The organism is Chondromyces apiculatus DSM 436, from assembly GCF_000601485.1.
Taxonomy (GTDB): Bacteria; Myxococcota_A; Polyangia; order Polyangiales; family Polyangiaceae; genus Chondromyces; species Chondromyces apiculatus.
This window is the reverse complement of the sequence record NZ_ASRX01000024.1, coordinates 43,215-62,615: the sequence shown is the minus strand read 5'-3', so window position 1 is coordinate 62,615 and position 19,401 is coordinate 43,215. Positions and strand designations below refer to the sequence as shown.

Sequence of the window (19,401 nt, the reverse complement as noted above, 5' to 3'; positions counted from 1 at the left end):
CCGCCGGGGACCTCACGCGAACGTCACTCTGACGTCCGAGCAGGGCGTCGTGGCATAGCCCCCCCCCCGCCCCGCACAGGTGGTGACCACGGCGACGAGCTGCTCGATCGCCATCCGCTTGTCCGTGTCCGTGCGCTGCATCTTCAGCGTCGCCGGCACCTCCAGGTCAGGCTGCACCGCGGCCACCGCCGAGCGCCCGATCCGGAAGTGCCAGTCCATCGCCTCCATGCCCTCGTCCACCTGCACCACTGCTCTGTTGAGCCGGTTCAGCGCCTCCTCGACCCTCACCTCCGCCGCCAGACACGCCTGAAGCGGCCCGCGCCCCGAAGACGTTGGAAGGTGATGTGGGGATGGCCGGGGATGACGAGGCGCACGAAGGGCAGCAGATCGAGAGGCGCCGCACCTTGCCAGGTCCGTACGCGCTGAGGAGGATCGACTCGTCAGCGAGGGAATGCGCGTCCCCTCGCCCTGCCGGCGCCGCCGGCCTGGGCTACCACCAGAGGATGCTTGGGGGTGCCACATCAGATACAGGCGCTGCGCACCCGGGCCTCGTCCGCCGCGACCATCCTCCGCGATGTTCGCGCGGCGAAGATATCGACTGAAGTTCCTGAGGAGCAACGCCTCCGGATGGCCCGAGCCCCCCCCGAGCCTCGTGCCGCTTCGGGCCCGCCCCCCCTCACTGCCCGGAGCGGGCAACGCCCCTGGCCGCGCGAATCAGCCCAGGTCAGGCCCGCGCACTCGCCGGCCGTTCACCGCCTGGCCGACGTCGCCGTGGCGCCTTGCCGCTCTTTCCTGGCGTCACCGCCGCGACCTCCACCGGCGCCACCTTTTCCTGGCCCCGCACAGCCTTCGTCCCCTGCGCCGCCGTTTCCTGCTCCTCCGCCTCCTCCGCCACCTCCGCCGGCGCCACTTCCTCCTCCGCCTCCGCGAGCACCGCCCCCACGGTCCGCTCAGGCGCCGCATTCTTCACGTCCACCGTCGCCGTCTTCGGGTCCTCGACCTTCCCCGGCTCCTCCTCGTCGTCCTCCAGGGGCTTGCCACTGCGCAGGTGCAGCCGGCGGTACTGCCGCGAGGTCGATTTCAGCGTCTCGCGCACCAGCCGTTTGAACCGCATGTACGCCTCCCACGCCGGCTCCGCGGCCGCCAGGCGGTCATTGCGCGCCTTCTGCAGTGCATTCGCCGCCTCGGCACACTCGGTGAACTGTGCCACGGCCACCTCGGCCATGTCCCCGAACTCTCCTTGCAGAAGCCCATCGGCCCAGGGCTGACCCGCACAGGTGGTGACCACGGCGACGAGCTGTTCGATCGCCATCCGCTTGTCCGTGTCCGTGCGCTGCATCTTCAGCGTCACCGGCACCTCCAGGTCAGGCTGCACCGCGGTCACCGCGGAGCGCACCACCCGAAACTGCTGATCGATGCCCTCGATGCGCTCGTTCATCTGCGACTCCGCCCGGTTGAGCCGGTTCATCGCCGCCTCGACCCCGGCCTCCGCCGCCAGGTAAGCCTGGAGCGGCCCCGCCACCGACGCCGCATACACCGTGACGAGCACCGCAGGCGCTCCCGGCTCGTTCGCGACCTCGGCACAGCGCAACGCAACCCGACGGAACTTGTTGAATTCAGCGTTCATGATCTCCTCCCTGACAATGGGGTGCCGGAGAAGCCTCGGCGCGCGCCCCGTCGGGCAGCACCCAGCTCTTCCCCTCGTGAATGTAGAGATCCCTGGTCCCCGCCAATGGTCGGCGGTGCGCGACGTCGCGCTTCCCCGGGCACCGTGCGTGAATGGATAACACCCCCGCAGCACACGCCGCGAAGGTGCGCCGCCAAGCTGCGTCAGCAATTGCATTCGCGCAAGGGTGACCAGCACGATTTTGAAGCAACGGATGCTGATTCCGCAGCGCAAGAACCGAACCGCGCAGCACAGGAAACTAACGGGGTTTTGGCAGTTCCACGGCGCAAGAACCGGTCCGCGATTCACGCAGAGGCGCGCAGGGTGCCCTCTCACAGTGTGGGACTCAGTGCGCGCAGCGGTCGCGCCGAGGGGCTCACCTCAGGACAGCACCTCGGCGACAGTGCGCGCTCCGAAGACGTTCTCCAGCCAGCGATCGAGGATCGCCGGGTCCGAGCACCCCTGAACGCGGGCACGCTCCTCCTCCGTGAGGGAGAGCCCGGCGCGTCCGAGGAGCCGGAGCAACGTCTCTCGCTTCGCGTCGATCCTGCCCGCGCGCTCGCCTTCGAGTTTCCCCTCAAGCATCCCCTCGCGCTTCCCCTCAAGCATCCCCTCGCGCTTCCCCTCAAGCATCCCCTCGCGCTTCCCCTCAGCGTGGCCAGCCCGGTGTCCCAGCTCCACGCCCTCCCGCCGCGCCAGTACCAGCGCTCCCCGGGCGTCCTGCTCGGCCATCTTCGCGCGCTCGTAGGCCTCCCAGGCCGCCGGCTCGAACGTCGCCCTCCGCGCCACCTCCAGCGCCTCTCGGAACGGACCCTCCGCGAGCGCAGGAGGCACCGCGTTCAGGTACTTTGCTTCCCGGAAGAAGTACGCCCACTTCTCCACCAGCGTCTGCGGCTCCGCCCCGGCCTCGTACTTGGGCAGCTCCAGGAAGGCGTACTGCACCTGAGGCAACCCCACCTCTCCGGTGTGCTGCTCCTGCATGCGCCAGCGGCTCAGCAGAGGGACCTTGTACGCGCCGTCGCTGCCCTTCTCGGGCCACAGCATGAAGTCGCAGATCGTCACGCCGACGACGTTGCACAGCGTGTGGTACTCCTCCGCGCCGCGCAGTTGCATGACGTACGCCTTGCTTGCGTTGTAGACGACCCGCTTCTCGAACCCCTCCACGTTGAGCACCTGCATCTCCACCACGAACCGCCGTCCGGTGGCGTCGGTGCACTTCACGTCCACGATGGAGAGCTTCAGCTCCGGGACGTCGATGTGCTGCTCCCCCGAGAGGTGCTGCACGTCGAGGATGCAACGGTCTCCCGTGAGTTCGAGGAGGTGGTTGAGCAGGGCGATCAGCAGCGGCTTGCGCGCCTCGGCGCCGAAGATCCGCTTGAAGACGAAGTCGGTCTTGGGGTCTGCGAAGACAGCCAGCACTCCGAGGTTCTACGCCGGTACAGCGCACCGGGCAACGAAGGAGGGGCTACTTTAGCGGGGTTTTTGAGGGCGGTACTGCGTGATTACGGAGAGCTGCGCAGGACTATTTCGGTTCGCAGCAGCGGCTTGATCAGAGGGTCGTTGCGAAGACGGCCTCAACCACGCTCGCGGTGGTGGCGCGCCCGATCCACTGGTCGAGCGTGCCGGCATCCGTACACGCCAGAATGCGCGCCTGGCTCTTATCGTCCACCGCAATGCCGCGCGCGGCGAGGACGGCGAGCACCGCCTCGGCCTTGCCCGCCGCCTGGCCCTTCTCGAACCCCGCCGCCTCCCCTTCGGTGCGCTTGGCCTCTCCGTACTCGCGCAACTGCTGGATCTCGTCCATCACCTTCCGGTATGCGTCCAGCTCCTGCGGCGAGAACGTCGCCTCGTTTGCCAGCTCCAGTGCCGCCCGGTGCGGCCCCGGGGGTAGCTCGGCCGGCACCTCGGTCAGGTCCGGCGTGTGCACGAAGAGCCACGCCCACAGGTCCGCTCCGGTCTCGGGCCGCCGCTCCGGACTCGACCTGCTCGGCGTGGCCGCAGAGGCCCGTCCAGGTGCGGGTGGCGTGGCCCTCCAGGCCGTGGTTGAGGGTGAAGGTCATCGGCTGGCCGACGATGGCCTCGAAGTCGAGGTCCGGGTTGTCGCAGAGGGCCACGAGGGTGACCTCGAAGAGGTGGCTCATGCGCTCCGAGACATGGAACTGGCGAACATCCAGCCGGTCCCCGGAGGCGATGGTGGCCTCGACCCGGTTCAATGCGCCGCGCGGAGAGGATGTGGCCATCAGGCGATGATCCACGAAATCGGGGTCCGAGGTAGGGAGGATCGTAGGTCATCGCACAGGAGCTAACGCCGTTCCGTCGGATCTATATGCCGTTCCGTCGGAGCTACATGCCCTCTCGCCAGAGCCACATGGCTTCCCGCCAGGACCCACGAGCCTCCCCGCAGGAGCCACAAGCCTCCCCGCAGTTGCTACGAGCCTCCCCGCAGGAGCCACACGCCTTCCCCGCAGTTGCTACGAGCCTCCCCGCAGTTGCTACGAGCCTCCCCGCAGTTGCTACGAGCCTCCCCGCAGCAGCTACACGCCTTGCCCCAGCCGCTACGGACCCCGCCGCACCAGCGACGACGCTCCCCCCCCACGCCTCCCGGCCTCCCCCGCCCTCTCCCCTGCCCTCCCCTACCGCATCCCGCCCCGCTCCCGAGCCGCCCTCATCCCCCGATCGCCCGCATCGACACTCCCGCCGCGGTGTCCTCGGTGCAGCCCTTCCAGATCGTCCCGTCCGGCTTCAGGCGCCATGCCTCGTCCAGCCGCGCCAGGATCCCGGCCAGGTCTCCTGCCCGCGCTTCCTGCGAGGCATCCACGCCGTCATCCGTGGCCAGACACGGCCGCAGCACGCCGGTCGACGACACCCTCAGCCGGTCGCACGTCGCGCAGTACGTGTCGCTCGTCCCGCTGATGAACCCCACCCTGAGCCCCGGATCGCGCCGCGCCCGCACGTACCGCGCAGGCCCCAGCCCCGGCTCCACCACTGCTTCTTCCTCCACCAGATGCCCAGCCAGCCGCTCGCGCATCTCGGCGGCGGTGACCAGGTGGTCCTTCGCAAGTTTGGCGCCCTCAGCGATGGGCATCACTTCCAGGAAGCGCGGCACCATCCGCCGCTCCCAGGCCCACAGGGTCAGCTTCTCGATCTCGTCGTCGTTCTCTCCCCGCAGCACCACCGTGTTCAGCTTGATGGGCGCGAAGCCCACGCGCAGGGCCGCATCGATCCCGCGCAGCACCTGGGCCAGGTCTCCTCCCCGCGTCATGGCGCGGAAGCGCTCCGGGTCCAGGGTGTCGATGGAGATGTTGAGGCGCTGGAGGCCGGCGTCGCGGAGGGGGGCGGCGAGGCGGGAGAGCTGGGAGGCGTTGGTGGTGAGGGCGACGTCGTCGAAGCCGAGGGAGGCGATGAAGGCGACGAGGTCGACGATCTCGGGGTGGATGAGGGGCTCGCCGCCGGTGAGGCGGACGCGGCGGACGCCGGCTTCGCGGAGGGCGCGGAGCATGGTGCGGAAGGCGTCGGTGACGAGGCGGCTCTCGGCGTAGCCGTCGTGGCGGGAGGGGCGGCAGTAGGTGCAAGCGAAATCGCAGCGGTCGGTGACCGAGAGGCGGACGCTGCGCGGAGGGATGGGCGGGGTGACAGGTCGAGGGATGAGCGGCACCTGAGGCAAGGTGCGGCGAGGGGGTGGGGCAATCTGTCCCGCCGGTGTCAGGGTGAGAGCGGGCGCCAGGGAGGTGGGGCCGTGCAACGGGTCTGCCGGTTGCGCCATCGATCCCGTCGTCCGTTCAAGGAGCGGCAGGGAACGGCGCGGCGCAGCCTTCTGGAGGTCGACGCGCATGCTGTCCTTCCCTATCCTCCGGCGACGGGGGGGATGAGCGCGACCTCGTCTCCTCCCTGGACGGGATCGCCGGGGTCGGCGTAGGTCCCGTTCACGGCTACCCGAAGACTTCCACGGTAAGGGACGAGCCCAGGGTAACGGTCACAGACGCGCGCGAGCAGCTCCGAGGCGGTGCAGGGGCCAGGGAGTGGGAACTCCAGTTCCCCCTCGCCAAGCACGTCTCTTACGCCCGCAAAGGCGAGCACGCGCACAGCGGCAAGCATCGGTTGAGGCTAGCACAAGGCCGCCACCCGCAAGCTATCATCCCTCCCAAGGCTGTACGTATGACGAGCGACGAACCTTTTCTTCCTGGCACCATCCTGGCCGGCCGCTATCAGGTGCGGCGCGAGCTCGGGCGCGGTGGCATGGGGATCGTCTACCTTTGCCGCGATCTGGTCGTGGATGAGCGGGTGGCGCTGAAGCTGCTCTGTCGGCCCGGCGCGCGCAACCGACCCGAGGATGCGTGGTGGTTCCAGGAGGAGGCGCGGGCGCTCGCGGGGCTGAGCCATCCGGCCATCGTGCGGGCGCGGGACTTCGGGGCGCTGCCGGATGGGACGCCGTTCCTGGCGATGGATGCGGTGCCCGGGCGGTCGATGCACGAGTGGCTCTACCTGGCGAAGGTGAACGAGGAGCCGCTGCCCTGGCCGATCCTCTGGAAGATGGTGGACCATGTGCTGGGGGCGCTGGCGCATGCGCATGCGCGGGGGGTGATCCACGGGGATCTGAAGCCCTCGAACGTGCTGCTCGACATGCCGCCGGAGGGGGAGCCGACGGTGCACGTGCTCGATCTGGGGCTCGCGTGGCTGGTGCAGGATCGCATCGATCACCGGCTGGATGGGTCGCGAGAGACGGCGCCGACAGTGCGCTGGGGAGCGGGGACGCCAGGGTGGATGGCGCCGGAGCAGATCCGGTTCGCGGCGCCGCACGTGGGGCCGCCGACGGACCTCTACTCGCTGGGGTGCATCCTGTACGCCTGCCTGGCCAACAAGGAGGTGTACGAGGGGACGAACGATGAGCTGCTGCAGCAGCACCGGAGCGCGCCCATCCCGGAGGTGCCGCTCCTGCCAGGGGTGCCGACGGACGTGGGGCGGTTCGTGAAGCGGCTGCTGGCGAAGCGGCCGTGGAACCGGTTCGACTTCGCAGGGGACGCGCGGCGGGTGTGGAAGCGGTTCGAGACGTCGGACGGGGGGGTGCTGGCGACGCCGCTGCCGGCGACGCTGATCACGAGCGGGAGGATTCCGCCAAGCCGGAAGGAGCTGCTCACGCCCGATCTGCTGGAGCCGCCGGACAGCGAGGAGGAGGCGCCGCTGTCGGTGAGCTCGTCAGGGCTCTTGAACCTGCGGCCGAGTCCCTTCGTGGCGCGGACGGGGGAGAGGGCGCGGCTCATGGAGCTGGTGGCGGAGGTGGTGGACTCGCCGAAGCCGGTGCACAAGTTCGTGCTGCTCGCAGGGGAAGCCGGGGTGGGCAAGAGCCGGCTCTGCGAGTGGCTCTGCGAGGAGGTGCACGAGCGGGCGCTGCTCGTGCCGCTCCGGGCGCGCTACCGGCGGATCTCGGCGCCGCTCGACGGGGTGGTGGGCGCGGTGACGCAGCACTACCGGCTGGAGCGGGCGGAGCGGGACATCATCGAGAAGGTGCTGATGAACGTCTGGGAGGTGTCCTCCGAGGACGAGGTCGGCAAGACGTGGGTGGCGGCGGCGGCGGAGTGGATGCGGCCGACGCCGGCAGGGAGCAACGCGGTGGGGCCGACGGGGAAGCGGTTCCGGCTCGATCGGCCGGAGCTGCGGTGGCTGGTGATCCGCAAGACGCTGGAGCGGGTGGGGCGTGACCGGCCGGTGCTGATCTGGCTCGACGATCTGCACTATGCGTCGCAGTCGACGTTCGACAGCCTGATGACGCTGCACCGGGACTCGCCGATGCTGGGGCTGATGGTGGTGGCGACGGCGCGCAGCGAGGCGGTGGAGACCGATCCGGCGGCGGCGGCGCGGCTGGAGGAGATCCTGAAGGGGTGGAGCGGGGAGCGGCTGGACGTGGCGCCACTCAACGCGGCGCAGATGAACACGCTGCTGCGGGAGACGCTGCCGCTCGACGAGGCGGCGGCAGAGGCGGCAGCAACGCGGAGCAAGGGGAACCCGCTGTTCGCGCTGCAGCTCCTCCACGCCTGGGCCGGGGGCGGGCACCTGGCGCTGCGGGCGGGCAAGTATTACGTGCCGCGGCCAGCGATGGCGGTGCAGGCGGCGACGACGGCGGAGCTGTGGGAGGAGCGGCTGGCGGCGCTGCCGGAGGTGCTGCGCCACGGGGCGAGGGCGGCGGCGGCGCTCGGGGGCGACATGCGGCGGGAGGTGCTGCTGCTGTTCTTCGAGACGCTGGGGCTGCCAGCGCTGCAGAGCATCGCGGCGATGCAGCGGGCGCAGATCCTGCTGGCGACGGGCGATCGGCTGCGCTGGCCGCACGCGCTCCTGCAGGAGCACCTGCTCGCGCAGCTCTTTCAGCAGCCCGACGCGAGCCCGGTGTTCCGGGCTGCGGCCGATGCGCTGGCGCGGCACCCGGCCGGCGCGAACCGCCGCATCCTGAGGCACCGGGCGGTGAGCTTGATCCGGGCGGGAGATCTGGAGGCGGCGGCGGATCTGATCCACAAGCACGTGGCGGAGCTCTGGCAAAGCTCGCGCGATGTGTCGGCGACGCTGCGGGATCTGGCGGTGCTGGAGACGCGGCCCTCGAACGAGAGCCGGCCGGCGCTCACGGGGGCGCGGCTCGGGATGCACCTGCGCTACCGGGCAGAGGCGCAACGGCTGGCCGGGCGGCTCGACGATGCGCGGCGCGATGCGGAGGAGGCGAAGCGGCTGTTCGAGCACGCAGGGGACGAGGAGAACCAGGCGCACTGCCTGCGGCTGCTCGGGCACATCGCCTCGGACCTGGGCGGGGAGGCGCAGGGGCGGAAGCTCGTGGCGAAGGCGCTCTCGCTGTTCGAGAAGCTGGGACACGCCCAGGGGCAGGTGCAGTGCGAGGTGCTGCTCGGGGAGATCGACTACCTGCTCGGGGATCATGCGCGCGCACGCGCGGTGCTGGCGAGCTGCGCGGCGCGCGCGGCAGAGCTGGGAGACCGGCTGGGTCGCGCCCAGAGCCTGCTGCTCCAGGGGATCGTGGAGCAGGCGGCGCCAGGATCGTCGACGGACACGGTGCGCGGGTTGCTCGCGTCGGCGCGCGCTGATTTCGACGCCATTGGCTACCGGCTGGGGATGGCGCAGTGCGAGCTGGCGCTGGCGCACGCGGAGCACAGGCTGGGCGATCTGGCAGCGTCGCACGAGATCGTGATCTCGACCCGGCAGAGCTTCCGGGATCTCGCCAATCCGCGCGGAGAGGGTGGCTGCGAGCGGCTCCTGTCGATGCTGGCCTTCGACCGGGACGACGCCGCGCTCGCCCAGGAGCACGCGGAGGCGGCGTCACGGATCTTCGAGCGGCTCGGCGATCCGTGGGGGCACGTGGAGGCGCGGGTGCTCTTCGCGCAAATTGCGCTCGGGCGGGGCGACGTGGCGCAGGCCCGGGAGCACCTCGAGGCCTGCGATGGGCTGGCCATCTCCGAGGCAGAGCCGAGGCAGCACCGGCACCTGACGCAGGCCTGGCTGGCCTGTCACGAGGGGCGGTTCCACGAGGGCGCGAAGGAGATGGAGGCGGCGCGGGGGGCCTTCAAGGACAGCCGGATGGGCGACCACACGCCGCAGCTCCTGGCGCGGTTCGCGCGGATGGGCTGGCCAAGGCCCGCGGGGAGCCGGGTGAACGGCTGGCTCCGCGCCATCGGGCGCGATCAGGACGACGGGGACCGCGCCTCGGAGACGCCCACGGCGCCCGACGTGACCACGTAGCGCGCGGGGTGAGGGCACGCGGCACCAGGCGCTGCCGCAAGGTCCCCACACTGCCACGAGGCACCCACCGCGGGCCTCATGCCGAGGGCGTCATGCCAAGGGCGTCATGCCGAGGGCGTCATACCTCGCCCACCTCGTTCACGAAGACCTCGCCGGGATCCGGCACGGGCTTGGCGTCGGTAGGGGAAGAGGAGGGTCCCTTCTTCTTGCCGAGGGCCTGCTTCCAGCGGCCCGAGAAGTAGTAGCCCATGCTCACGACCATCGAGACGAGGAAGCTCAGCGAGATCGCGTACCAGACGCCGAGCTCGCTGTTCATGGCGCGGGAGAGCCAGTAGGCGACGGGCACCCGGAACACCCAGAGGCTGATCAGGGAGATCAGGGTGGTCACCACCGTCGACCCCGAGCCGTTGATGATGCCGTTGCTCACGAACATCAGGCTGAAGAAGACATAGCAGGAGCCGACGATATGCAGGTAGGCGACCCCGTGCTGGATGACCTCGGGGTCGCCGATGAACACCCGGAGCAGCACCTCGGGAAAGACCGCTGCCACGAACGAGATCACCAGGCTGATGGTGCCGCTGAAGAGGCAGCCCCAGCGGAAGACCTCCCGCACCCGGTCGAGGTGACCGGCGCCGAGGTTCTGGCCGGCCAGCGTGGAGATGGCCATCCCGAAGTTGATCGCCGGGAGGAACGCGATCTGATCGATGCGCGAGGCAGCGCCGAAGGCCGCGGTGGAGACCTCGCCGAAGCCGTTGACGATGCCGGTCACCATGACCATCCCCAGCGAGCCCAGGGACTGCTGCACCGAGGCCGGGATGCCGATGCGGAGCACGGTCTTCACCTCGGCCCCGAGGCCCTCGAACCGGGGCCACCGGGGGGCGATCGGGGAGCCGCGCAGGCGCAGGTGGACGTGGAGCGCGATCACCACCACGAGCTGCGCGATGTTGGTGGCCCAGGCAGTGCCGTTCAGCCCGAGCCGGGGCAGGCCGAGGTGCCCGAAGATGAGCAGCGGATCGAGGATCGTCATCAGCACGACGGAGCCGAACTGAAAGAGCAGCGGCGTCCGCGAGTCGCCCATTCCCTGGAGCATGCTCCTCAGCGCGAAGGTGCCGAAGGTCAGGGGAAGGGAGACCATGTAGATCCGCAGGTAGCCCACGGATTCGTGGAAGACGTCGGGCGGCGTGTCCATGGCCCGGAGGACGAAGGGCGCGAACACCTCGCCGAGAATCATCAGGACGATGCCGAGGCCATAGGACAGGACCATGGTGGCGTCGACGATGCGCCGCAGCTCGTCGAATCGCTTGGCCCCGTACCGCTGGGATACGAGGATGTTCGCCGCCAAGGTCATCCCGATAGCGATGCCGATGACGGTGAAGACGACGGGGAAGCTCACCGTGATGGCAGCAAGGGCCTGCCGGCCGAGGTACTGACCGACCCAGATCGCATTGATGAAGCTATAGGCCGTGTGGAGGAGACCTCCGGCGATCATCGGGAGAGAGAAGGTGATGATGTGCTTCGGGATGCTCCCGACCGTGAGGTCGGTACCAGACTTGGATGACATGCGGCCTCGGTGCTCGCTGGGCGATGCGGCGGGAAGGGCGACACCCTATCCCACGGGCCGCAGCGAGGCAAACGGCGCTCCGCAGCCACACCTCGCTACATGCGCGGCATGAGCGACATGAGAAGCGCGGCATGCACGACATGAGCGACATACGTCACATGCACCACATGAGCGACATGCGTCACATGCACCACATGCGCGCACGACACGAGCGGAGCATCGCGCGAGGTGCCACGAGGCGGTGCGACGCGTCGAGAACCGTGAGGTGCTGCGCGGAAGGGACGAGCGTGGAGTCTCTGCCACAGGGGTCAGGTGCTCCTGCGGCACGGGCTGGTCCACACACGCTGGGCACCAGGATGGGGTGCGGACCGTGCGTGCCGCCCCGGGTCCGGCCAGAGCGTCACCGCATTGCGCCCTGAGCGGCCTTCACCCCGGGAAGAGCCGCAACAGCCGATGTTTTCTGCGCGTTCGAGAGCGCTCCGGCGCCTGCTGCGTGGACCTCGGCCGCCTTTGTGGGTATGCACATCTTCATGGCGATCCGCGCAACTTTCCTGTCCGGCTTTCTCCTGGTCGCTGCGTCGCTCGCGGGCTGCACGAACGAGCCGCCCAACGGTGTCGTCCAGGTGGCCGTGCTCGACACGGCGGGCGCTGCGCTGCCTGACGCGCTGGCCGCCATCTCGGAAGGTGGTCTCACCTCGGCCGCGGCTGCGTACGGCGCCAGGGCCGGCTCCGAGCCGGTGGGCGATGAAGAGGTTCCACCCGTTCCAGGGTACTTCACCGCACTCCTGCCGCGCGGAGACAAGGGCGTCTACGTCTTCGCCGAGGGCCACCAGGTGGCCTCGGCGGAGTTCAGGATCGCCCCCACAGAGATGGAGGTCGCGGCCGTGGAGGTCCGGGCCGCGCCGATGCCAGAGGACGCGGCGCGTCCCACCACCGCCAGCGCGACCTTCTCTCCCCCCGCCGTGAATCGTGGCGAAACCGCGACGCTCAGCGTGGAGGTGACCGGCGCCGAGAACGATCCCATCTCCGATCTGGTGCTGGTGATCTCGCCGGAAGTGCAGTTCTCCGCACCGTTCGCGCCGCCCGTGCCCGAGGGAGACGCCCGGGCGGTGGCAGCGGATGGCACCTGGACTGCCGCGATCACCCCACCCACGGAGCCAGGGTCGTATACCTACTACGTGGTGGCCGCGACCACGGCGGGAATGACCGCTCCGATCATCGAGGCGACGCTCATCGTGCAATAGAGGCGGCCCTTCCCGTGCGAAGCGGGCAGGGTCGCCGCGCGGCGCGAGGCTCAGGGGCAGGAGCCCGGTTGCACGGGAAAATTGATCGCGCTCTGGAATCGACGCTGCGCGCGCCGCGTGCATTGACGCCGCGGTCCCATCCGGGATTCATCGGGGCCATGCGACATCACCTCCTCGCCGTCTCGGCGATGGCTGCGGCGCTCGTGGCGCCCTCCATTGCCTCAGCCACCAACTACACGATCTGGGTGCACGGCCGCAGCACCTCGGGGACCACGCAGCCCGGCAACCACAGCTACCTGGGCAACTTCGGTCCTTCGAGCGTCGCCGCGGGCGTGAACAAGCGCGCCGCGAACTGGGACGGCAAGAGCAAGATCGCCGACCAGAACTACCGCATCCGCGACGCCCTCGACTGCTACTGCACCGGCGCCAACTTCTGCTACCTCGCCGGCCACAGCGCGGGTCACGCGCAGATCGGCTACGCCCTGGCGCAGTACGGGACCTCAAGCCGCAGCAACAAGAACGCGACACCCAACGCGAGCGGCGTGTGTGGCAACTCCGGCGGCACGCAGAGCGGCTGGAACATCAAGTGGATCGACATCGCCTCCGGCGCCGCTGGCGGCAGCGAGCTGGCAGATCTCGGCCACTGGGCCGTCTCCGATCCGCTCACCGGGGACCTGCGCACCGCGACGATGCGCGCGCTCTACAACCACAACGCCACCCAGGGGAAGTGGTTCTACATGTTCGCTGGCTCGAAGGGCACGGCATACTCGGGCGTGCTGCCCGGCCAGGACGACGAGGCGGTCGCCTACCACTCGACGGGCGGCGTCTCCCAGACCGGCAGCTTCTGCAACCCCGGCGACTGGTTCTGCGACGGCGACCTCGGCACCGGCACCACCGGCGCCTACAAGGGCTCGACGCTGATCAAGCTCTACACGAACCACACGGTGGAGCTGCGCGACAACAACGAGGCCTACAACCACCACGGCGCAGGGAACTGGGCCGGGATCGTGGGACCGGTGCGCCAGGACATCGCGACCTACGCGCTGTGAGCCGCCCGGCGGGGGCACGCGCCTCCGCCACGCCGTCGCGCCGAGCGCGACCCGCACCACTCCCTGCGATCTGCGCGAAGCCCCCGCGGCATGGCAGGGTCACGAGATCCCCTGCCACAGGCATGGATCACCTCACCGCGAGGTGCGGAGGTGCGCACGCCTTTGCTCACCCCCTCAATGATGCTTTGCGCCAAGTCATGCAGCCCCCCAGGCGCGCCCTTTCAATGGGCGAACCACAGCATGCGTTGCCGCAATGCTGAATCCTTCGACCATAGACACATGGCGAGACGCATGGCGCGCCATCACGAGAAAAATGGACGTGATGAGGAAACGACGTTCCCCGCGACGGACACATTGACGCCATGTACACGAATGAGGTTGATGTGAGGCCATGCGCCACCACCTCCTCGCTGCCACCGCGATGGCCGCCGCACTCATCGCTCCCTCCATCGCCTCTGCCGCCAACTACACCGTCTGGGTGCACGGCCGGAACACCTCCGGGAACACCCAGCCCGGGAACCATAGCTACTTCGGCTACTGGGGCTCCGCGAGCTCCGCGGCCGGCGTGAACAAGCGCGCCGCGAACTGGGACGGCACGAGCAAGATCGCCGACCAGAACTACCGCATCCGCGACGCCCTGGACTGCTACTGCACCGGCACCAACTTCTGCTACCTCGCCGGCCACAGCGCGGGCAATGCGCAGATTGGCTACGCCCTGGCGCAGTACGGCACCTCCACCCGCACCAAGAAGAACGCGACGCCCAACGCGAGCGGCGTGTGCGGCAACGCCACGGGGAGCGCCGCCGGCACCCAGTCCGGCTGGAACATCAAGTGGGTCGACATCGCCTCCGGCGCCGCTGGCGGCAGCGAGCTCGCCAACCTCGGTCACTGGGCCGTCTCCGACCCGCTCACCGGGGACCTGCGCACCGCGACGATGCGCGCGCTCTACAACCACAACAACACCCAGGGGAAGTGGTTCTACATGTTCGCTGGCTCGAAGGGCACGGCGTACTCGGGCGCGCTGCCCGGTCAGGACGACGAGGCCGTCGCCTACCACTCGACGGGCGGCGTCTCCCAGACCGGCAGCTTCTGCAACCCCGGCGATCTGTTCTGCGACGGCGACCTCGGCACCGGCACCACCGGCGCCTACAAGGGCTCGACGCTGATCAAGCTCTACACGAACCACACGGTGGAGCTGCGCGACAACAACGAGGCCTACAACCACTACTCGAACGGTGCGTGGGCCGGCATCGTGGGCCCGGTGCGCCAGGACATCGCGACCTACGCGCTCTGAGTCGAACCTCTGTATCGAACCAGGCCATGAAACGAACAGGGCGCCGCACGGGGGAGCAGCCGGCAGGGCGGCCCTCCGGGCGCGCGCGCTGGGGGGTCATCGCGCTGAGCGCGCTCGCGCTCCTCGGGCTCCTCATCGGACTTCGCGCGGCCTACCACCCGGCGCCCGCAGAGCCAGACTTCGCGGCGGCTCCGTCGCAAGGTCGGCCCCGCCAGACGAGCATCGGTCGACCCGCCCAGCCCTCGGCGCCGATGCGCATCCCCGGCGGGGATGACGCCTTGCGCGAGATCCCGGAGGGCTCCGACGTGAAGGATCCCCGGGTGCTCTGGGAGATGCGGCTCGAACGCTCCCGGCACACGCTCGACTCCTACCTGGAGCACACGCGCTACCCGCCGCAGGCGCGGCCCGCCCGGGAGCAGCCCGAGGAGATGAAGCCCCACCACGTGGCGTCGGTGAAGCTGCCGCTCGCGCGCGAGGACAAGAAGCGCACCGAGGCCAAGGTGACGCTCGCGCAGGACCGGTTCTTCGTGGTCGGCGACGAGACGGTGGCGTTCACCATCACCTGCGAGAACAGCGCAGGGCCGGCGGCCTGCTCGGCCACCTCGGCGCTGGCTGGCCTCCCGGAGGACGAGCGCGCGCGCACGCCCGCAGGACCGCCCGACGCGTCCGTGGTCTTCGCGCCAGCGGGTGGCGTGGGCATGCTCGCCGCGACGTTCCAGCCCTCCTCCCAGGGCTTCGGCGGCTACCACGGCACGGTGCGGGTCACGGCCCAGCTCCAGGTGGGCTCCGAGACCGGCTCCGCGAGCTTCGACTTCCAGTACACCCCCGCCGCTCCGGCGAAGTTCACGGGCAGGGTGCGCGAGGTGCTCAAGGACGGTTCGCTCGATCTGTTCATGGAGATGAACGTCGACAAGCCCGGGCGCTACGTGCTCACGGGGCGGGTCGACGACGCCAAGGGCAACTCGTTCGCTTACCTGAGCTTCAACGACATCCTCGCGGCAGGGCGGCAGGAGGCCCGGCTCGTGGTGTTCGGCAAGCTCGTCCACGACGAGTCGGCGGAGGCTCCCTTCAAGCTCCGCGACGTGGAGGGCTACCTGCTCAAGGAGAACACCTCGCCCGACCGGGAGCTGATGCCGCTCCTCGAGGGCACGGTGCACGTGACCCGCCGCTACGCGATGAGCGACTTCTCCGAGGCCGCCTGGGAGAGCGACGAGAAGACGCGGCACGTGGAGGAGTTCTCGAAGGACGTGAACACGGCGGAGGAAGCCATCGAGCGCCTCGGCAACTGAGGAGGGGTGGTAGAGGTTGCGGCCGGCGTTCGGGGCCGGTAGCCCTTGGTTCATGAGCGAACCCACGCCTCCCCGCCCCGCTGGACACGGCGAGCCCGAGCTGCCCCGCGTCGAGACCCACGAGCGCGGCGCGCCCCGTGACGGTCAGCCCCAGGAGATGAACCGGCGGCTGTTCATGCAGCTCCTCGTCTTCCGCTGCCCGGCGGGCACCGCGCCCGCAGGGCTCACCCTGAGCCTCGGCCGCGCCGTCCACGAAGCCGGCGCGAGCGTGGTGGTCTACGAGGACGTCAACGATCCGCGCAGCCTCGGGCTGCTCACCTGGTCCGAAGATCCCGCGGTGTTCGTCGATCGCGTGCGCCCCGCCGTGAACAGCCTGGAAGGTGGCCCCCTCGACCTGCGCGGGGACTTCACCATGCTCGGCCGCACCTACTCCACGGGCTACGAGAGCGATCTGGAGTACTGGCTGCTCCAGCGCCCCGCGCAGACGGTGCTCAACCCGGACTGGCCCTGGGCGGTGTGGTACCCGCTGCGCAGGAGCGGCGCGTTCGCGCGGCTCGAAGGCCGTGAGCAGGGCGCCATCCTCCGCGAGCACGGGCAGATCGGGCGCGCTTACGGTGCCCAGGATCTGGCGCACGACATCCGCCTCGCGTGTCACGGGCTCGATGCGCGCGACAACGAGTTCGTCATCGGGCTCGTGGGCAAGGAGCTGTACCCCCTCTCGCACGTGGTGCAGTCCATGCGCAAGACGCGCCAGACCTCGGAGTTCATCAGCCAGATGGGGCCGTTCTTCATCGGCCGAGCAGCCTTCCGCGCTGCCGCACGCTGAGCGCTCCGGACCTGCGCCCCAGCGCCCCCTGCGCCGTTTTTGGCCCCGTCTCGGGAGGGCCTGTACGTTTCCTGGCGAGGAGTCCCGAGAGCCCATGGAAATGTTGCTAGCCAGCGAGCGTGGCGCCGTCCGCCGCGCCGTCCGCGTGGATTGTCAGGTCGTGCGCGAGCGTGATTTTGCGCTGCTCGGCAACACCGGTCTGGATCTGTCGAGCGACGGCATGTTCCTCCTGTCGAACGTCCAGGCGTTCGCCGGCGAGGAGGTGCTGGTGTCGCTCCGGGTGCCGGGGACCGATCGGTACATCGACACCAGCGCCACCATCGCGCGCGTGGTGCAGGGGAGGCGCCAGTGGGATCGCGCGAGGGGCCTCGGCCTCCGCTTCGCTCCCCTCGGCAGCGAGGACCAGCAGCTCCTGCGCTGGGTGCTCCGCCGGATGCCGCCGCCGCTCCCCACGCGCTCGATCCGCATCGACTACGCGGGCACCGCGAGCCTGATCTCGCTGAGCTGAACGCCGGGCGCTGCCCCTACCCCCCGGCGCGCACGCACCGGGCGAGATCCGACGTTCGCGCGAGGATCTGCGCCCCTTCCTGGATCCACACCCCACCCGCGGCGACGGCCACGCGCGTGTACCCGGCCCGCCGGCCGAGCACCTCGATCCGCGTCCCGGCGCGCACCACCCCGACAGTCGCCCGTTGCTCCCCCACCTGCGCGACGAGCGGCACGTCGACCTCGCACACGCGGCGCTCGCCGCCCGCGGTCCCGAGGAGGCCCAGGAGCCCGGTGCCGGAGGCATCCCCGATCACGCTGGAGAAGGGGGCGCTCCACCTGAGCTCCACGCCCGGCACCCATCCGACGACCAGCGCCTCCTCGCGCCACCACAACACCCGCACCCGCGCGCCACGGGTCCCCACCACCGTCACCGCCGCATCCTCGTCGTTCCGGGCGCGCAACGCGGCTACCACGGGTCCCCCGGGCTCGACGGAGAGCGGGATCTCCCTCCCCAGCCGCAGGAACGCCTCGCGCTCCCCGTCGAGGGCTCCTGCCGCCCGGACGGCGTCGATCTCCAGCTCCCCCACCGTCACGTCGTCGCACCGGAGCCGCTCCGAGACCGGCCCGCTCACCGGCATGACGCCAGGCGCGCCGGGCCAGGTGACGGTGAGCTCACCTCCCTGCGTGGCCTCGTGGAGATCGAGCAGGGCGCTGCCGAGCGGCACCGCGAAGCCGTGAAACGCCAGCGGACGCGCCGGTCGCACCGGGATGGCCGCGAGGTGGGCGTGCCCGCGCAGCGAGAGCCCGCCGGCGTTCACCTCGACCGCCACGCCCGCGGGCCGCCCTGCGGGCAGGTGCACGCGCACGTCCACGCCGCCGCGTAGCTCGGCGAACGCGGGCCCCCCTTCGTGAAGGCGCAGGAGCGCTGCCTCGCCGCGCGGCTGGAAGGGTCCCTCGAGGACGCATGCCGCAGCGGTCGGCACGTCGAGGCGCGGAGGCAGCGAGATCTCTCCGCCCTCGGCGCGCTCCTCGGCGAGATCGGAGGCACTCGCAGAAGCCGCGGGGAGCTGCACGACCACCGGGCGCACCTCCGCCGGTCCGGGCCGGGCGCACGCGCAGAGGGGCGCCGCGACCATCACCGCCACGCACCGCGCGCCGCGTCCCATCCGTCGAGACCACCCCCGCACAGTCCCTCGCGGGACTGCGCTCACCACATCACCCGGTTGCGCCCCGCGTGCTTCGCCGCGTAGAGCCGCTCGTCGGCCCTGCGGATCAGCTCCTGCGTATCGACCGGCGGCCCCGCCCAGGGCTCCAGCGCGGTCACCCCCAGGCTGATCGTCACCGGGATGCCGACGCCCTCGTACATCACCGGCTGCGACTGCACGATCTGCCGGAGCGAGTCCGCCACCGCGGCAGACCCGTGCCGGTCCGTGGAGGGGAGCACCACCGCGAACTCCTCACCGCCGTAGCGCCCGAGGAGATCGGTCTGGCGCATGCGCGGCTGGAGCCGCCGGACCATCTCCTTGAGCACCGCGTCGCCCGCGAGGTGGCCGTAGGTGTCGTTGACCCGCTTAAAGTGGTCGACGTCGAACATCACCAGGCCGAGCGGCAGCGCGTAGCGCACCGAGCGCGCCAGCTCCCGCTCCAGGAGATCGAGCAGGTAGCGCTTGTTGAAGGCGCCGGTGAGCCCGTCCTGGATGCTGACCCGGTAGATCTCCTCGTGGTACGCGGCCTCGATGTCCGACCCGAAGAGGAACTTCACGATCACCTCGCCGAAGCGGATGAGATCGTTGCTCTGCAGCGCGCTCGACTGGATGCGCCGCTCGTTCACGAAGGTGCCATTCGTGGAGCCGAGATCCTCGAGCACCCAGTTGCCGAGCACGTTGACGATCCGGGCCTGCCTGCGCGACACCGAGGCGTACTCGAGGCGCACGTCGACCTCTCCCTCGCGGCCGACCAGGATCTCGCGCTTGTCGAGGGGGTAGCGCCGCCCCAGGTTCACCCCCGAGGGGTGGAGATGCACCAGCGCCGCCACGGTGGTTGCGCCGGGCCCGGACACCGGGCCCGGTGCCTGCAGCACGACGGTACGCTCCTTGTCGGCCATGCGCCGGATCTCCTCTGCCATGCTACCCGCATCCGGTCACGCGGATAACGGGATTGTGAGAGCCTCTCCGCGTCCCCCGCGCCCTCGTGTCCGCGTTCACCTCAGGTCCTGCACGCAAAGAATGCGCAGCGCGGAGAGGCAGCGGTCA

At 70.1% G+C, this 19,401-nt stretch carries 16 protein-coding genes and 1 pseudogene; 7 read left to right on the top strand and 10 right to left on the bottom strand.

From position 1 onward, the window contains the following. Positions 1–12 precede the first annotated feature (12 nt). The 7 genes and pseudogenes from CAP_RS17095 to CAP_RS17065 all read right to left on the bottom strand — a co-directional run bounded on the left by CAP_RS17095 (position 13) and on the right by CAP_RS17065 (position 5,761). Positions 13–288: a hypothetical protein gene (locus CAP_RS17095; RefSeq protein ID WP_044241881.1), complete on the bottom strand. Its 276-nt coding sequence runs from the start codon at positions 286–288 to the stop codon at positions 13–15. Positions 289–724: 436 nt separating this feature from the next. Beyond that, positions 725–1,627 (bottom strand): hypothetical protein, encoded by a 903-nt coding sequence (locus CAP_RS17090; protein WP_044241879.1) that lies wholly within the window; start codon positions 1,625–1,627, stop codon positions 725–727. A 420-nt stretch (positions 1,628–2,047) separates the two neighbouring features. After that, entirely contained in the window at positions 2,048–3,085 is a 1,038-nt protein-coding gene (locus tag CAP_RS17085; protein ID WP_044241878.1) for an Rpn family recombination-promoting nuclease/putative transposase, read from the bottom strand. 130 nt (positions 3,086–3,215) lie between these two features. Further along, complete coding sequence (locus CAP_RS52355) at positions 3,216–3,593, bottom strand: hypothetical protein (protein WP_052375419.1); 378 nt, start codon at positions 3,591–3,593, stop codon at positions 3,216–3,218. 49 nt (positions 3,594–3,642) lie between these two features. Next, positions 3,643–3,807, bottom strand: a pseudogene (locus tag CAP_RS53695) (contractile injection system protein, VgrG/Pvc8 family); the annotation flags it as partial. Between the two features lie 524 nt (positions 3,808–4,331). Continuing rightward, on the bottom strand, positions 4,332–5,498 hold the full coding sequence (gene moaA, locus CAP_RS17070) for a GTP 3',8-cyclase MoaA (RefSeq protein ID WP_231511533.1): 1,167 nt from the start codon (positions 5,496–5,498) through the stop codon (positions 4,332–4,334). Positions 5,499–5,509: 11 nt separating this feature from the next. Then, on the bottom strand, positions 5,510–5,761 hold the full coding sequence (locus tag CAP_RS17065) for a MoaD/ThiS family protein (protein WP_044241873.1): 252 nt from the start codon (positions 5,759–5,761) through the stop codon (positions 5,510–5,512). 60 nt (positions 5,762–5,821) lie between these two features. Here CAP_RS17065 and CAP_RS44815 point away from each other — a divergent pair, with 60 nt between their 5' ends. Then, positions 5,822–9,397, top strand: coding sequence for a serine/threonine-protein kinase (locus tag CAP_RS44815; RefSeq protein WP_052375418.1), 3,576 nt, complete (start codon positions 5,822–5,824; stop codon positions 9,395–9,397). 118 nt (positions 9,398–9,515) lie between these two features. On the opposite strand, the gene CAP_RS17055 is transcribed toward CAP_RS44815, so the two are convergent. Next, positions 9,516–10,958 (bottom strand): MATE family efflux transporter, encoded by a 1,443-nt coding sequence (locus CAP_RS17055; RefSeq protein WP_044241871.1) that lies wholly within the window; start codon positions 10,956–10,958, stop codon positions 9,516–9,518. 530 nt (positions 10,959–11,488) lie between these two features. Between CAP_RS17055 and CAP_RS17050 the strand changes: the two genes are divergently transcribed. From CAP_RS17050 to CAP_RS17025, 6 genes are all read left to right on the top strand, one after another. After that, positions 11,489–12,202, top strand: a complete 714-nt coding sequence (locus CAP_RS17050) for a hypothetical protein (RefSeq protein ID WP_156040882.1) — start codon at positions 11,489–11,491, stop codon at positions 12,200–12,202. Positions 12,203–12,360: 158 nt separating this feature from the next. After that, positions 12,361–13,251 (top strand): hypothetical protein, encoded by an 891-nt coding sequence (locus tag CAP_RS17045; protein WP_044241867.1) that lies wholly within the window; start codon positions 12,361–12,363, stop codon positions 13,249–13,251. A 391-nt stretch (positions 13,252–13,642) separates the two neighbouring features. Continuing rightward, a complete protein-coding gene (locus CAP_RS17040; RefSeq protein WP_044241866.1) occupies positions 13,643–14,545 on the top strand; it encodes a hypothetical protein in 903 nt (300 codons plus the stop codon). 26 nt (positions 14,546–14,571) lie between these two features. Continuing rightward, the gene (locus CAP_RS17035; protein ID WP_044241864.1) at positions 14,572–15,834 is read left to right on the top strand and encodes a hypothetical protein; all 1,263 of its coding nucleotides are present in this window, start codon (positions 14,572–14,574) and stop codon (positions 15,832–15,834) included. 52 nt (positions 15,835–15,886) lie between these two features. Continuing rightward, positions 15,887–16,660 (top strand): chlorite dismutase family protein, encoded by a 774-nt coding sequence (locus CAP_RS17030; RefSeq protein WP_044241863.1) that lies wholly within the window; start codon positions 15,887–15,889, stop codon positions 16,658–16,660. 94 nt (positions 16,661–16,754) lie between these two features. Then, positions 16,755–17,168: a PilZ domain-containing protein gene (locus CAP_RS17025; RefSeq protein WP_044241862.1), complete on the top strand. Its 414-nt coding sequence runs from the start codon at positions 16,755–16,757 to the stop codon at positions 17,166–17,168. 16 nt (positions 17,169–17,184) lie between these two features. Here the strand turns inward: CAP_RS17025 and CAP_RS17020 are convergent, their stop codons facing one another. Beyond that, a complete protein-coding gene (locus tag CAP_RS17020; RefSeq protein WP_044241861.1) occupies positions 17,185–18,315 on the bottom strand; it encodes a hypothetical protein in 1,131 nt (376 codons plus the stop codon). Between the two features lie 41 nt (positions 18,316–18,356). After that, positions 18,357–19,274, bottom strand: coding sequence for a GGDEF domain-containing protein (locus tag CAP_RS17015; protein WP_052375417.1), 918 nt, complete (start codon positions 19,272–19,274; stop codon positions 18,357–18,359). Positions 19,275–19,401 lie beyond the last annotated feature (127 nt).

Bases quoted from the DNA above. Each gene is read 5' to 3' on its own strand.
- CAP_RS17090 (WP_044241879.1), bottom strand. From the start codon at position 1,627: ATGAACGCTGAATTCAACAAGTTCCGTCGGGTTGCGTTGCGCTGTGCC.
- moaA (WP_231511533.1), bottom strand. From the start codon at position 5,498: ATGCGCGTCGACCTCCAGAAGGCTGCGCCGCGCCGTTCCCTGCCGCTC.
- CAP_RS17065 (WP_044241873.1), bottom strand. From the start codon at position 5,761: ATGCTTGCCGCTGTGCGCGTGCTCGCCTTTGCGGGCGTAAGAGACGTG.
- CAP_RS44815 (WP_052375418.1), top strand. From the start codon at position 5,822: ATGACGAGCGACGAACCTTTTCTTCCTGGCACCATCCTGGCCGGCCGC.
- CAP_RS17055 (WP_044241871.1), bottom strand. From the start codon at position 10,958: ATGTCATCCAAGTCTGGTACCGACCTCACGGTCGGGAGCATCCCGAAG.
- CAP_RS17050 (WP_156040882.1), top strand. From the start codon at position 11,489: ATGGCGATCCGCGCAACTTTCCTGTCCGGCTTTCTCCTGGTCGCTGCG.
- CAP_RS17045 (WP_044241867.1), top strand. From the start codon at position 12,361: ATGCGACATCACCTCCTCGCCGTCTCGGCGATGGCTGCGGCGCTCGTG.
- CAP_RS17040 (WP_044241866.1), top strand. From the start codon at position 13,643: ATGCGCCACCACCTCCTCGCTGCCACCGCGATGGCCGCCGCACTCATC.
- CAP_RS17035 (WP_044241864.1), top strand. From the start codon at position 14,572: ATGAAACGAACAGGGCGCCGCACGGGGGAGCAGCCGGCAGGGCGGCCC.
- CAP_RS17030 (WP_044241863.1), top strand. From the start codon at position 15,887: ATGAGCGAACCCACGCCTCCCCGCCCCGCTGGACACGGCGAGCCCGAG.
- CAP_RS17025 (WP_044241862.1), top strand. From the start codon at position 16,755: ATGGAAATGTTGCTAGCCAGCGAGCGTGGCGCCGTCCGCCGCGCCGTC.
- CAP_RS17020 (WP_044241861.1), bottom strand. From the start codon at position 18,315: ATGGGACGCGGCGCGCGGTGCGTGGCGGTGATGGTCGCGGCGCCCCTC.
- CAP_RS17015 (WP_052375417.1), bottom strand. From the start codon at position 19,274: ATGGCAGAGGAGATCCGGCGCATGGCCGACAAGGAGCGTACCGTCGTG.